This is a genomic window from bacterium, assembly GCA_018830565.1.
Classification (GTDB): domain Bacteria; phylum UBA9089; class JAHJRX01; order JAHJRX01; family JAHJRX01; genus JAHJRX01.
Map to the genome: position 1 here is coordinate 13,900 of JAHJRX010000014.1, position 13,558 is coordinate 27,457.

Here is a 13,558-nt window from a genome sequence, read left to right on the forward strand (position 1 = left end):
GATACGGGAAATTGGCATTTTAGGAGTAAAAGTTTCTTAAAAAAGCCAATTTCCTCAATAACTATGCGGGCTTTCAATCGTTTTCTCTCTTTATTTTGCAATAAGTTTATTGAACAGATTTGCTTGGAATTAAGTCTTCTATAAATTTTACCAGTCTGCGTTTCGTTAATCTTTCTTTTAATTTTACAGCTATACTCAAGCAAAATAAGTAAAACAACCTCCTTTGATCTTTTTTTGAGTTTATTGACTGTTAAAAATAGTGCTAATATAGTAATTATTAATGAAAATTTGACATAGAGCAAATTAATTTGAGGGCAAACAAGTTTATTTTTTATTGCTTGGCATTATTTCCTATATCCGATTTTCGTTAATAACTACTATATTACCTAATGTTTGCTCTGCTAAAATAGTCGAATATATTTATCATACCACCATTGAGTCTTTCTCCAGAAGCCGAACAAATTAGTTTTTGGGAATACCTGTATTCGTCTTAATTTGTAAAGGTCATCTGCCTTTGTATCGCAGGCACAGGCGCATTTGAACCCAGCATCCCTGACCATTTGTTTTATCATTTGGTCAAACTCACCATAAGGATAGCAAAAAGTCGTAACTTCTTGCTGAATAATCCCTTCCAGATCCTTCTTGCATTGAACTATTTCCTCAAAGGCTTTATCTCTGCTTAATTGCAGAAGATGTGGATGGGTGATGGTATGTCCGCCAAACGAAATGCCATATTCAGACATTTCCTGTATCTCATTTATGGATAAAAGCCTTATTGCCTCTTCCCCGGGCAGTATATCCCATTGATTAACCCCGCCAATTTGTCCTTTTACTAGAAATATGGTTGCAGTGAACCCATACTTTTTCAGGATAGGAAAGGCATAAAGGTAATTATCAAGGTAACCGTCATCAAAGGTGATAATGATTGGTTTTTTTGGAAATTTATCTATTGAAGCAAGCATATCTAAGGAGATAGTCTTAAACCCCATAAGATGTAAAAGCCTCATCTGTCGTCTGAAATTCTTAGCTTCTACCCATATCCCATGCTGAGAAGCAGATGGCTTTATATGAACTACCCGATGATACACTAATATTGGCACATGTTTATTTCTTTTGTAGTTCATCATAGACAGCTACTACCTTTTCTGCTACCATGTTTAGATTGAATTTAGAAATAACGATTTCTCTTCCCCATCTGCATAATTCTTTTACCTGGTCTTCTTTCTTGAAAACCTTAATTATTGCCTGGCTCATAGCCTTCCAATCAACTGGTTGCATCTGGCAACAGTCACCAAAATTGGTAGATATCCCTTCCTCGATATTTTGAGGGGTAAGCAAGCCTATGAATTTCTTTTCTCCTATAGCCATTACAGCTCGGCTACAAGCCATTGCCTCTAACGCTACTCTGCCTGCGCCAATAACTAGATCAGATAACCCATAAATTAAAGGCATATCATGACGTAAGCCAGTAAATCTTATCACCTCATCATTAAATTGCCGATTAATAGCCTCAACCCTTGTCTTTAGTGAATCACTTTTTTCCCCACCAGCAATAATAAGTATCTTAAGGTTAGGGATAACCATTAAAATCTCAGGAAGTACTCTTTTTACTATTTCTTCTATTAGCTTTCCTCTTTTGTTACTAAACCTGCCAACCCAGGAAACAACCCTTGCTCCTGGCTGAATCCTTAGTTCTTTTCTTAGCTTAGCTGAGGCAGTTTGCGGACTAAAACGATCTATATTTATGCCATTTGGTATCAAGAATATATTCTTATCATTGACCCCTAAGTCCCTAATCAGATGCTCTCTGACTGCCTCAGAGATAGCAATTATCTTTTCTCCAAAGCAGGGCATAAGTTTACGGCTCAAACGTGTAGAATATATACAATGAGCTGTTGTTACTAAGGGAACATTAGTTATTCGACTGGCAAAATAAGCTACCCAGGAAGAGGCTCTTGAATGAGCATGAAGGAGAGTAATTTTTTCTTGCCGAATTATTCTGGTTAAAGACATTACATGTTTTATCCGATTAAGCAGGCTTTTTCTGTTATCTAAGTCAAGGGAATAATAGGGAATAGCTATCTTAGAGTTGAGTGTATCCGAAACCATAGTTACCTTATAACCCTTATCTTGTAGCCATTGCACCAAGGAAACAGCATAGGTTTCAGCGCCGGTCAACTCAACCTGAGAAAGGACAAAGAGAATATTCATACCTTAAACCCACCTCCTTACTGTTTCTAATACCCGCTCAGGGATAATTTGATCCATGCAATTATATGCCTTGCACCTTTCTTTTTTGCATTTTCGCAAGCAGCATGTTATTCCTTCTGGCATAAGCACTACATGTTTTTGGCCATAAGGACCCCATTTAGCTGGAGATTGAGAGGAAAGAGGCGAAAATAAGACTATCACTGGTATACCAAGTCCAGCTGCAAGATGCATGGGGCCAGTGCTTGGACCAACAAAGAGGTGACAAAAGGAGAAAAGAGCCATAAGTTGACCCAGGCTAGTCTGCCCAGCTAAATTGACTGGCTTAGTATGGGTCTTTGCAATTATTTGATCAACCAAGTTTTGTTCTTCTTTGCTACCAGTAACAACCACTCTTACTCCATCTACGAAACTTAAGCCATCAATTAAGCGAGCATAGTTCTCTTTACTCCAATTTAAGGCTGAACCACCACTGCCAGGATGGATGCCAATCAAGGGGGAAATACCTAATAAATTGTGCCTTGTCAGTAGCGATTGAACATATCGATTATCCTCATCCTTTATCCATAAGGCTATCTCTCTTCCCATTAACTGAGCTCCTGCCTCTTTTGCCAGCTTTAAACAATAATCTATCTCATGATGAACTACCTTTGTCCGGTGAATATATGCCCTCTTATTAAATAATATTCCCACCGGTTTATATCCTGTCCCTACCCGATAAGGAATTCTACTTAACCAACAAAGCCATCCATTTCGCCAGCTTGGATAAAGAACCACAGCCAGATCAAACCTTTTTTCCCTTATCTGACAAGCTAATTCAAGCACACCTTGCTTTTGGTCAATGATTATCTCATCTACATCTGGATTATTCCATAAGATATCCCGTGTATAATCTTGAATTAATATCCCAAGATGTGCCCGAGGATAGCTTTTTCGAAGGGCAGATATGGCTGGCAGGCTTAAGATAAGATCACCGAGACAATCATTTCTTAAGACAAGTATCTTTTTTATTCCCCTAATATTTTCCAACTTTATTTATCCTTAAAAATCGTAACTAAACAAGTTAGTTCTCTCTACGCTCGGGATTATTCTCCATAGGGACGAAGGGACGAAGCCTCATGGCATTCAAGAATGCTCGAACTTGCTCGCGTTTCTTGGCTGTCACCTTCCACGAACAAGATGGAATTTCATGAAACTAAATGTAGGGACAGAGCTGATCCCTGTCCGAGTAAAAACTGCCATAAAAAGATTATAATTAAAATTGCTGTCTTCTTTATAGTTTCTTCTTTATCTTCCTTGTCTTTATAATATTGGTTTAAAAAAACTACCTTATCTTCTCTTGTCATTAAAGGTGTCTCTTTTTCTAATTTTTCTACAGAGCGATTTAACCGGAGAAGATTTCTCTTTCTTTGTCTTTCCGTTAATCTTTTTTTAAGACAAGCCTTATCAAAATCTATTATAAAAATCTCTATCTGGTTCTCTTTATTTTGAATTAAGATATTTTTTAAATTTAAGTCCTTATGGTAAACACCCACCTCATGCATCTTCTTGATAGAATCAGCCATACCCTTTATTACTTTCTCTCTCGCTAATTTATTCTCAAAATTTAAAGACTTAAAGTAATCATAAGCATTAATACTATCCTCTACTTCTTGAGTAATAATATCTGCTTGATAAAAAATATATCCCCATCTTTGGACAACAATAGCTAAGATCAGAGGAGTGTTAAGGTTATTTTTTCTGGCTACCTCACTTACTAATAATTCTTGAAAAGGCCTCTTTCTTATTCCCCAATAGATATCCTTAAACAGCTTTCTAAAGATACCTCCATGATGATAATGTCTTATTACCATCCGAGGATTGTCTATGCCTTCTTTGATCGGTATAGATACCGTCTCACCCCGGCCTTGAAATATCTTTTTATCTGGGCATTCCTTGATAAGCTTTTCTAATTTTAAGATACCTCTGTCTAAGAGATCGTTAGCTGCCTCATTTCGAATATAGACTACTTTATCTTTGCCCTTAATCTTTTTAAATAAATTTAAGATAAGTTTTATTTTTACCACTTTATAACTTCTTTACAACTCCTTACTACTTCTTCCGCGCTGATACTCTTCATGCAAGCTAAGGTATCGTATTTACATCTATCTGGACCATGCCCCCCACAAGGACGACATTTTAAACTTTTATTTTCTAAGATAACTACTTTATCTCCCCGAGGAGTAAAGCCTTGCTCTAAAACAGTAGGTCCAAAGATAACTACAGTAGGAATACCTAAAGAAGCTGCAATGTGAGTAGGTCCAGAATCATTGCCAATGTATAACTTGCACTTGCTTATTAATGAAATCATCTGCCTGACAGTAGTTTTTCCTGTGGCGATAATTGGTTTAAAATTTATTAACTCCATAATTTCTTTAACTAAAGAAGTTTCATTTGGTCCACCAAAAAAGATAATTTTAACTTTACCTTCTTTGGCTAAGATATTTCCTACCTCAGCAAAGCCTTCTTTAACCCATCTTTTGGTCTTCCAGACTGCTCCAGGATTAATGCCCACTAAATAATCATGGCTATTAATTCTTAAAAATTTATCGGTATACTCATTATCTTTAGCACTTAAATAAAGATGGGGATTTTTTTCTATTAAGGTGCAATTAAGAGCCGAAGCTAACCTTAAGTTTCTTTCTATAGCCTGATCTTCTTTAATTAAAGGAATCTTTTTAGAATAAAAAAGATAAGCCAGGTATTTTTTTAGACCCACTCTTTCTTTAATTCCTGAAAATACAGTGATTAAGACGGAGCGAAGTGATTTGTGGGGCAGGATAGCTAGATCAAATCTCTTCCTTCTTATCTTTTTTACTAAATTTATAAAATTAATTAACCCTTTATCTCTTGATTTTTTTTCATAAATAATAATCTCATCAAGGTAAGGATTATAAAGGAGAATATCTTTTCCATTCTTTAAAGTTACTGCACAGAGAAAAGATTGAGGATAATTTTTCTTAATTGTTTCAATTAAAGGGATAGTAAGGACTACATCTCCAATAAAACCTGTTTGAATAATGAGAATCTTCTTAAATTTATTTTCTTTCATTATTTAAGATCTTTATAAATTCATCCTGACCAGAAATTAATTCTAAAATTATTTTTAAGTAGTATAGCTTTATGTCTTCTTTTGGCCACATCTCTTCTAATTTAAGGGCATCCTTTTCTGTGGTAATAACTACTTCTCCTTTAGTCTCTTTAAAATTAGTAATAATCTTTTCTATGTCCTTTTGTTTATAAAAATAATGATCAGGAAAACGCCAACTTACTACTTTTTTTGCTCCTAATTTATTTAACATCTTCTCAAATGTCAAAGGGTCGCCGAGGCTAGAAAAAGCTCTAACTTCTTTATCTTTGATCAGAGCTAAGCCGTGCTTAGTCTTATTTCTTAAGTCGATAAAACTTACTGGTCTATGAATACTCTTACAGATAAGCTGATCTTTTCCCCAGGCTTTAACTATGTTTTGGAAAGGATCTTCTTTTGTTTCTTTATCAAATTTAGTCAGGATTAAGACATCTCCTCTTCTTAAATTTTTAATTGGTTCCCTTAGGATGCCCCTGGGAAAAAGATGGTTATTTCCAAAAGGATTGCTTGAGTTTATTAAGACAATATCTAAGTTACGAAAAAGCTTAAGATGTTGAAAACCATCATCTAAAATTAGAGTATCTACCTTAAATTTATCTAAAGCATACCTTCCTGAAAAATATCGATCTTTTCCTATTATTACTGGAATGCCAGCCGGTAAATTCTTAGCTAAAAGAAAAGCCTCATCTCCACATTGATTAGGTTTTAAAAAAATTTGTTCGCCGTCACTTACTAGAGCCATCTTTCCTTTTAGATTCCCTTTATATCCTCGACTTAAAATAGCTATCTTTTTACCTTCTTTTTTGAAGAGATTAGCTAATTTCAAGACCAAGGAAGTTTTCCCGGTGCCTCCTAAGGTAATATTTCCTACGCTAATCACATCAGCATCTAATCTCTTTTCTTTAAAGATCTTTAACCTGTATAATAAAAACCTTATCTGGATAAAAAGGTAATAAACTCCAGAGAGAGTTTTTAATCCTATTTTTATTGGTAACAAAGAAAGACTTTTTTTTTGGTCATTAATTACTTTATAAAATATACTTTCAAGATTCATGAAAAGAGTATTCCTTGTCTGCCCACGTTGTAATCTTAGATAATTCTATCTCAGCTTTTAACCTTATTTCTTCTATTTGATGGCGAGATAGATCTTTGCCTACCTCTATAGGTTCTCCATAAATTAATACTCCTTTGGCAAAAGGGCAGGGGATAATAAAATTATCCCAAGTATGGAGCGTATACTTTTTAGAAACCCCATAAGTAATGGGTAAAATAGTATGGCCGGTCTTTTGAGCAATATCTATTACTCCTCTTTTCAGAAAGTATTTGGGACCTTGTGGTCCATCAGGAGTAATCCCTCCTTCAAACCCTTTTTTTAATATATGGATCATCTTAATAGTAGCTTCAGCTCCACCTCGATGGGTAGAGCCTTCAATGGGATAAAGATTAAAGTATTTTAAAGTACTGCTTAAAAGCCTACCATCTTGGCTTTTACTTACTAAGATTTGGAGGTCTTTTTTTCTAAGAAAATAAGGAATAAGAAAGAGTCTATTATGCCAAGTAGTATAAATTAATCTTTTCTCTTCTTTTTTTAGCCTTAAATAAACTTCTTCGTTAATAGTTTTTAATCTGATCGTCAAGCAGACAATCTTAATTATCTTAGCTAAAAAGCATGAAATTATCTTTATGGCTAAATTACTCTTAAAAAGTCTTTTTATCTTCATGATCAAAAAACTATCTGAGATAACTTTCTATAATTCTTGCAGCTCTATCAATTACACCAACTTCTCCTAAATAAGTAGTTGCCATCTTCATCTCTTTTTTCTGCTCTTTAATCATTTTTTCCTTAAGAAGTAAGTCGGCTGCTTTTTTTGAGATTAATCGGGGAGTAGCTTTACCTTGGAACATCTCAGGAATTATCTTCTTTCCCGCAATAATATTAGGAAGGCCAAAATATCTCAGCCTTACTAATAATTTACCTAAGACCCAAGTCAGCCAATTAACCTTGTAGACAATAATCATCGGTACACTTAAGATCATCGCTTCTAAGGTAGCTGTTCCAGAGGCAACGATTAGTAATTTACAGATACTCATTACTTCATAATGGTCTTCTTTAATTACTTGAGCATTAATAATTCTTAGTTCTTCTTCATTTACTACTTCGTATAAATCATTAATCGTTAAACTTCTAGCTAATGGAATTAAAAAATTTAATTTAGGATAGTTTTTTTTTAAAATCTTAGCCGCTTGAAACAAGATAGGAAGTATCTTTTTTATCTCACTTTTTCTACTTCCTGGCAAAAGACCAATATATTCAACCTCTTTATTTAAGGGCAGCTTTGAAAAGATCTCCTCTTTAGTAAGATTTACTTTTACAATATCAATTAAGGGATGGCCAATATAAGTCGACTTTACTTTATATTTATCATAAACTTGCTTTTCAAAAGGAAAGATAGTCATGACTTCATTTACTCTTTGGGCTATCTTTTTAGCTCTTTTTTCTCGCCAAGCCCAGACGGTGGGAGGTAAATAATAAATCACGGGGATATTTTGCTGGCTGGCAAATTTAGCTAAGTAAAGATTAAATTCTGGAAAGTCAATTAAAACTAAGAGATGGGGGGGGTTTTTTAAGATAAGTTTCTTTAAATCTTGGTAAACTTTAAATATCTTTGGAAATATTTTAATGGCTTCTACCAAGCCGATAATACTTTCTTGAGTAAGATCAAAGATGACCTCTACACCAGCTTCCTTCATCAAGGAGCCGCCTAGGCCAAAGAAACTTACCTCTGGCCTGATCTTCTTTATGCTTTTAACTAAGTAAGCTCCATGTAAATCCCCTGAAGATTCTCCAGCCACAATCATTACTTTCTTTTCCATTTTAAATTACTACCAAGGCTATCCCACCATCATCTACTAAGGTTTTTACTTTCTCTCTTTCCACTAACAAAGTTTTCTCAGCTTCTATGGCTAATACTTTTGCCTTTACTTCTAACATCGCTTTTATCGTTTCAGGACCTACGGTAGGTACATCAAATCTAAAGTCTTGTTGAGGCTTACTTACTTTTACTACTACTGTCCCTGCCTTAGCCAACTCCCCTGCTCTTAAGATAGCTTTATTTGTTCCTTCTATAGCTTCTATAGCAATTACTGCTTTTTCTTTCACGATTACGGTTTGACCAATATCAAGGAAAGCTACCTTTTTAGCTACTTCCCATCCATAGTTAATGTCTTCATATTCTTTAAGGTTTGGCTTTCTTTCGCTTAATATGCCTTTGGCCGGCAAAATTCTTTTTAAGTACTTAGTTTGATCGATAATCTTTATTCCTTCTCTTTCAAATTCATTGACTATGGCTTTTAAGATAGTATCGTCATTCTTATTTACTAAATTACTTAAGAGCAAGATTCCTCGCTGATCAAGAACTATATCTTCATATAAAATTTGTTTTCTCACCTTTCCTATCATCACTAATTCTTTAACTTCGTGAAGCTTCAAGGTCTTCACTATCTTCTCTACTTCTCCAATCTTAATTTCATAAACTTTCTTGACTGTTTTTTCCATCTGGTTATTTAACTCTGGGGTAAGGCAGATAGCTACTCCTTCTAAGCCTTGCCTTTTTAACTCTTCAGCTAACATTAAAGGAAGAACTCCTTCCCCAGCAATAATTCCAATTCTTCTCATAACTTTCCTTTCTTTATCTAAATCCAACAAAGATTGATTTGCGAAAATATAGGTCAACAGAAGGCTTTTGAAGACACTAACCTATAAATCCTCAAAACTATCACTTTTTATCACTTCTACACCCCGACAAATACCCCTTTCTGAGCTTTCAATAAATTGGACCAGGTGATCTACATAATCATCTTTTTCTATTTCTTCTTTAATCTTTTGTAGAGCTTTTGAAATACTATATTCAGAACGATAAAGGAGTTTATAAGACTTTTTTAGTTTAATTTTCGAGTCTTCAGGAATCTTTGCTCTTAAAAGACCGACCGAATTTAAACCATATGCTTTAGCAGGATGGCCATCGACTAAGAGATACGGAGGAACATCTTGAACTACTTTAGAATTTCCTCCGATAATAGATAGTCTTCCAATACGTACAAACTGATGAACCACTACTAAACCTGAAATAAAAGCTCTATCTTCAATGATTACATGGCCGGCTATATTTGAGCCATTAGCAATGGTTATTTCATTACCAATTTCACAGTTATGGGCAATATGAGAGTTGACCATAAAATAATTATGGTCACCTATCTTAGTATAGCCCTCAGCCTTATTCCCTCGATGAACAGTTACATATTCTCTAAAAACATTACTTTTTCCTATGGTTAAATAAGAACATTGGCCATCATACTTCTTATCTTGAGCGCTATTACCCAAGACTGCTCCCATGAAAAGGATGCAATCTTCTCCAATGCTCGTCCACTTTTTTATGACTACATGAGAGTCTATCTGGGCATTGTTTCCTATAATTACCTCTTCTTCTATAATTGAATAAGGGCCAATACTCACATTTTTACCAATTTCTGCTTTTGAATGAATAATAGCAGTGGAATGAATCATCTTATTTTCCCTCAATTTACCAAATATTTCTAATCACCGATCGCAAACATTAATTCTGCTTCGGCTACTTTCTTTTCGTCAACAAAAGCTTCTCCAAGTATTTTACTGGTGCTCTCTCGGACTCTTAGCGGTGTTACCTTTAAAACTAATTGATCACCCGGTAAAACTGGCCTTCTAAACCTTACTTTATCCATGCCCATAAAATAAATTAGCTTTCCTTTGTATTTTTCCTGCTGCAATAAGAGAACGCCTCCTGTTTGAGCCATCGCTTCGATAATTAAAACCCCTGGCATAATAGGTCTTCCCGGAAAATGTCCTTGGAAGAACTCCTCGTTAGCCGTTACATTCTTAATCCCTACTGCTCTTACCCCTTTTTCTAATTCAATTACTTTATCTATTAATAAGAATGGATATCTATGAGGCAGTATCTCTTTAATCTGGTTAATGTCCAACATCCTCTCCCTCCTTAACTAAAATTTAATTAGAATGCCAAGATTAACCTTTATTTTTATAACTATCTACAATCTTCTTGGCTAATTTGATATTTAAACTATGCCCAGATTTTAAGGCAATAAAATGCCCTACGACTGGACATCCTACTAAGGAAATATCTCCCATTAAATCTAATATTTTGTGTCTTACTAATTCATCTTCAAAACGAAGATGATCATTTAAAATTTTGTCTTCACTTATCACTACTGCGTTTTCTAAACTTCCACCTTTTATTAAACCTTTTTTTCTTAAACTCTCTACTTCAGATAAAAAGCCAAAGGTTCGAGCTGGAGCTATTTCTTTAATAAATATCTCTTCATTAATCTTAAAAGAAGCATATTGGAGATCAACTACTTGATGATTAAATTTTACCAGATAAGATATTTTAAGTTCATCATTAGGAAGAACAATAATTTGGCTATCATCTTCTACCGCATAGAGGGGATGATCAATCTTGATAACTTCCTCTTTTTCTCCTTGTTCTACTACTTTGGCCTCTTTAATTAAGTCGATATATATCTTACTACTACCGTCGCCAATAGGAAGTTCTCCATTATTTAATTCAATATAAATATTGGTAACATTACAACCAGCTAAAGCAGCTAATAGATGCTCTACTGTTCTAATCTCGGTATTATTCTCCCTTAAGATGACCTCGCGGTCACTCTTAACTACATTAGAAATAGTCGCTCTAATTAATTTACAACTTTCTTTTTCTATTCTTTTAAAGATAATTCCTGTATTTGAAGGAGCAGGGATTAATCTTAAAAGAACCTTTTGGCCAGAATGCAAGCCAATTCCTTGGTATTCAACACTACTCTTGATTGTCTTTTGTCTTTTCAATGGTTTGTATCTTTTTCTCTAAATTGCGAATCTTTTCTAAGTACTTTGGCAGTCTATTAATAGCAGCAATTATCTTTTTTTCTTCTTGATGAGACTTAGCTGGAAATCCTGAGACCAGTGAATTTTCTGGAAGATCTTTTGTCACTACCGAACGGGCAGCAATAATACTCTTTTTACCTATCGAGACATGGTCAACTATCCCCACTTGTCCCGCAATAATGACTCCATCTCCAATCGTAACACTTCCAGAAATTCCTACCTGAGCTACAATGATGCAATTACGACCAATCTTTACATTGTGAGCAATATGGACTAAGTTATCTATCTTGCTTCCACTGCCAACTACTGTGGAGCCTATCGTCGCCCGATCAATAGTCACTCCTGAGCCAATCTCTACTTCATCTTCAATGATCACATTTCCATTTTGAGGAATCTTATAGTGGTTACCTTGGTTTTGAACATAACCAAAGCCATCACTTCCAATGACTGTGCCGCTATGGATCTTAACATTTTGGCCGATAATAGTTCTGTCTTTAATGACTACTTGAGGATGGAGGATGGTATTAGAACCAATCTTAACTAATTGCCCTATGTAAGATTGAGGCATAATAACTACTCGATCGCCAATTTCTGTGTCCTCTTCTATGACCACATAAGCCCCAATAGAGACTTGCTGACCAAGTTTTACATTTTTTCCAATAATGGCTGAAGGATGAAGACTAGGATAAGCTTTTTGTTTAGGAGCAAATAATTCTAAAGCTTTAGCTAAAGATAACTTAAAGTTTTTAACCTTTATTCCTGATTTTTCTTTAAGGTCAATATTTTCAGGAATAATGATTGCTTTGGCTTTGGAAATAAGGGCTTTTTCAATATCTCTTTTGTCTAAAACTAAGACTAAGCTTTCTTCGTCAGCTTCTTCTATGTTAGTAATCTTTCTTATTTCACAATCTTTGTCTCCAAAGACAATTCCTTCAATTTTTTGGGCAATCTCCCATAATTTCATAATTTAAATCTAATATTACTTCTTTTTATTTAAAATCTCAATTATTCTTTGAGTTAAATCTATTTCATCTATTCCATATAAGACTACACTTTTGTCTAAGAATTTAAATTTAATATTACTTCTTTTTATTTAAAATCTCAATTATTCTTTGAGTTAAATCTATTTCATCTACTCCATATAAGACTACACTTTTGTCTAAGAATTTAAATTTAATATTACTTCTTTTTATTTAAAATCTCAATTATTCTTTGAGTTAAATCTATTTCATCTACTCCATATAAGACTACACTTTTGTCTAAGACTAGATTTATATCTTCTTTAATGGCTATGTTTTCAATTACCTTAGAGATAGCTTTAACAATCTTTTGAGTTTGTTCTTGTTCTTTTTTTAACAAACTATTTCTAGCTTCATCAGCAAATTTTTGTAGCTCTTCTTTTTTCTGATTAATAACTATTTCCCTTTTATTCTTTTCTTTTTCATTAAGCATAATAGCTTCTTTTAGTTCCTTTTCTGTCTTTTCTATCTCTTTTTGTCTCTTGCTTATTTCTTCTCTTTTATCTTCTACTTCTTTGCTCAAAGCCTCCGTAACTGTCTTAGTTTCTAAAATTTGATCAAAGACCTGAGTCATGTCCACATAAGCTATCTTTATTGAGTCAGCTTGCAAGTTAGAAACTAACAGTAATAATAAAATAGTACAAGATAAGACTATATTTTTCATCCTTCTCTCCTAATTTGTTTAAATTTATTTTTCTATAATCCTTTGGTAGTGTTTTCTGGACAAAATCCAAATTTTGAAAATTGGCAGTGTGTATTTGAAAATACCCGAACTGATTTCATTAATGGGCTCAGCAGGCGGAAGAGCAAAGGCCAAACCCCTCCAGTTTCCTGAATGGCGGTGTGTATTTGAAAATATCCGAACTGATTTCATTAACGGGCTCGGCGGGCGGAATTCCCCCCAAACCCCCCTTCCGCCCGCCTGCAGAAGCGACCCTTTCGGATTGGACGATTTCAAGTTTTTCTTTGGCGGCAAATTCTTTTAATGTTCTTGGGCTATACGAAGTCACGCAAGCCGATTTGGACAAACGCAGTGAGCCGTGTAGCCCGTGTTAGGCGACGTCCTCAATCAGACCTTTCAATTTTTCCGTCAATTGGCTGTTAGGTTTTGGATAGTGACCAATCCCCCGGTAGTTTTTGGTGTAAATCGCTTTATTGGGACAATGATTATAACAAGCCCAGCATCCATAACATTTATTCATATCAAAAATGGGCTTTGGATTGAGTTTAATTGCTTTATATGGACATATTTTTTCACAAGTACCA

General features: G+C 34.6%; 15 protein-coding genes. All 15 read right to left on the bottom strand.

Annotated elements, in window-relative coordinates:
- Window positions 1–401: 401 nt before the first annotated feature.
- The gene (locus KJ849_00985; GenBank protein MBU2599147.1) at window positions 402–1,127 is read right to left on the bottom strand and encodes a polysaccharide deacetylase family protein; all 726 of its coding nucleotides are present in this window, start codon (window positions 1,125–1,127) and stop codon (window positions 402–404) included.
- Window positions 1,105–2,211 (bottom strand): glycosyltransferase family 4 protein, encoded by a 1,107-nt coding sequence (locus KJ849_00990; GenBank protein ID MBU2599148.1) that lies wholly within the window; start codon window positions 2,209–2,211, stop codon window positions 1,105–1,107. The genes KJ849_00985 and KJ849_00990 overlap by 23 nt, the downstream gene beginning before the upstream one ends.
- A gap of 3 nt (window positions 2,212–2,214) precedes the next feature.
- On the bottom strand, window positions 2,215–3,237 hold the full coding sequence (locus tag KJ849_00995) for a glycosyltransferase family 9 protein (GenBank protein ID MBU2599149.1): 1,023 nt from the start codon (window positions 3,235–3,237) through the stop codon (window positions 2,215–2,217).
- Between the two features lie 158 nt (window positions 3,238–3,395).
- Window positions 3,396–4,274, bottom strand: a complete 879-nt coding sequence (locus KJ849_01000) for a hypothetical protein (protein ID MBU2599150.1) — start codon at window positions 4,272–4,274, stop codon at window positions 3,396–3,398.
- Window positions 4,268–5,299 (bottom strand): lipopolysaccharide heptosyltransferase II, encoded by a 1,032-nt coding sequence (waaF, locus tag KJ849_01005; protein MBU2599151.1) that lies wholly within the window; start codon window positions 5,297–5,299, stop codon window positions 4,268–4,270. The genes KJ849_01000 and waaF overlap by 7 nt, the downstream gene beginning before the upstream one ends.
- Window positions 5,286–6,389, bottom strand: a complete 1,104-nt coding sequence (gene lpxK / locus KJ849_01010; GenBank protein MBU2599152.1) for a tetraacyldisaccharide 4'-kinase — start codon at window positions 6,387–6,389, stop codon at window positions 5,286–5,288. The genes waaF and lpxK overlap by 14 nt, the downstream gene beginning before the upstream one ends.
- Window positions 6,379–7,056 carry a lysophospholipid acyltransferase family protein gene (locus KJ849_01015; GenBank protein ID MBU2599153.1) on the bottom strand — a complete coding sequence of 226 codons (678 nt, stop codon included), beginning with the start codon at window positions 7,054–7,056 and terminating at the stop codon, window positions 6,379–6,381. The genes lpxK and KJ849_01015 overlap by 11 nt, the downstream gene beginning before the upstream one ends.
- 10 nt (window positions 7,057–7,066) lie before the next feature.
- Window positions 7,067–8,209, bottom strand: a complete 1,143-nt coding sequence (gene lpxB / locus KJ849_01020; GenBank protein ID MBU2599154.1) for a lipid-A-disaccharide synthase — start codon at window positions 8,207–8,209, stop codon at window positions 7,067–7,069.
- 1 nt (window position 8,210) lies between these two features.
- A complete protein-coding gene (lpxI, locus tag KJ849_01025) occupies window positions 8,211–9,011 on the bottom strand; it encodes a UDP-2,3-diacylglucosamine diphosphatase LpxI (protein MBU2599155.1) in 801 nt (266 codons plus the stop codon).
- Window positions 9,012–9,092: 81 nt separating this feature from the next.
- On the bottom strand, window positions 9,093–9,899 hold the full coding sequence (gene lpxA / locus KJ849_01030; GenBank protein MBU2599156.1) for an acyl-ACP--UDP-N-acetylglucosamine O-acyltransferase: 807 nt from the start codon (window positions 9,897–9,899) through the stop codon (window positions 9,093–9,095).
- Window positions 9,900–9,928: 29 nt separating this feature from the next.
- Window positions 9,929–10,354: a 3-hydroxyacyl-ACP dehydratase FabZ gene (gene fabZ / locus KJ849_01035; GenBank protein MBU2599157.1), complete on the bottom strand. Its 426-nt coding sequence runs from the start codon at window positions 10,352–10,354 to the stop codon at window positions 9,929–9,931.
- A gap of 40 nt (window positions 10,355–10,394) precedes the next feature.
- Window positions 10,395–11,234 carry a UDP-3-O-acyl-N-acetylglucosamine deacetylase gene (gene lpxC / locus KJ849_01040; GenBank protein MBU2599158.1) on the bottom strand — a complete coding sequence of 280 codons (840 nt, stop codon included), beginning with the start codon at window positions 11,232–11,234 and terminating at the stop codon, window positions 10,395–10,397.
- A complete protein-coding gene (gene lpxD, locus KJ849_01045; protein ID MBU2599159.1) occupies window positions 11,206–12,237 on the bottom strand; it encodes a UDP-3-O-(3-hydroxymyristoyl)glucosamine N-acyltransferase in 1,032 nt (343 codons plus the stop codon). Before lpxD ends, lpxC begins: the two co-directional genes overlap by 29 nt.
- 215 nt (window positions 12,238–12,452) lie before the next feature.
- Window positions 12,453–12,956: an OmpH family outer membrane protein gene (locus tag KJ849_01050; protein ID MBU2599160.1), complete on the bottom strand. Its 504-nt coding sequence runs from the start codon at window positions 12,954–12,956 to the stop codon at window positions 12,453–12,455.
- 388 nt (window positions 12,957–13,344) lie between these two features.
- A partial coding sequence (locus KJ849_01055; protein ID MBU2599161.1) for a 4Fe-4S binding protein occupies window positions 13,345–13,558 on the bottom strand: 214 nt, incomplete at its 5' end.

Bases quoted from the DNA above. Each gene is read 5' to 3' on its own strand.
- KJ849_00985 (MBU2599147.1), bottom strand. From the start codon at position 1,127: ATGATGAACTACAAAAGAAATAAACATGTGCCAATATTAGTGTATCAT.
- KJ849_00990 (MBU2599148.1), bottom strand. From the start codon at position 2,211: ATGAATATTCTCTTTGTCCTTTCTCAGGTTGAGTTGACCGGCGCTGAA.
- waaF (MBU2599151.1), bottom strand. From the start codon at position 5,299: ATGAAAGAAAATAAATTTAAGAAGATTCTCATTATTCAAACAGGTTTT.
- lpxK (MBU2599152.1), bottom strand. From the start codon at position 6,389: ATGAATCTTGAAAGTATATTTTATAAAGTAATTAATGACCAAAAAAAA.
- KJ849_01015 (MBU2599153.1), bottom strand. From the start codon at position 7,056: ATGAAGATAAAAAGACTTTTTAAGAGTAATTTAGCCATAAAGATAATT.
- lpxB (MBU2599154.1), bottom strand. From the start codon at position 8,209: ATGGAAAAGAAAGTAATGATTGTGGCTGGAGAATCTTCAGGGGATTTA.
- lpxI (MBU2599155.1), bottom strand. From the start codon at position 9,011: ATGAGAAGAATTGGAATTATTGCTGGGGAAGGAGTTCTTCCTTTAATG.
- lpxA (MBU2599156.1), bottom strand. From the start codon at position 9,899: ATGATTCATTCCACTGCTATTATTCATTCAAAAGCAGAAATTGGTAAA.
- fabZ (MBU2599157.1), bottom strand. From the start codon at position 10,354: ATGTTGGACATTAACCAGATTAAAGAGATACTGCCTCATAGATATCCA.
- lpxD (MBU2599159.1), bottom strand. From the start codon at position 12,237: ATGAAATTATGGGAGATTGCCCAAAAAATTGAAGGAATTGTCTTTGGA.
- KJ849_01050 (MBU2599160.1), bottom strand. From the start codon at position 12,956: ATGAAAAATATAGTCTTATCTTGTACTATTTTATTATTACTGTTAGTT.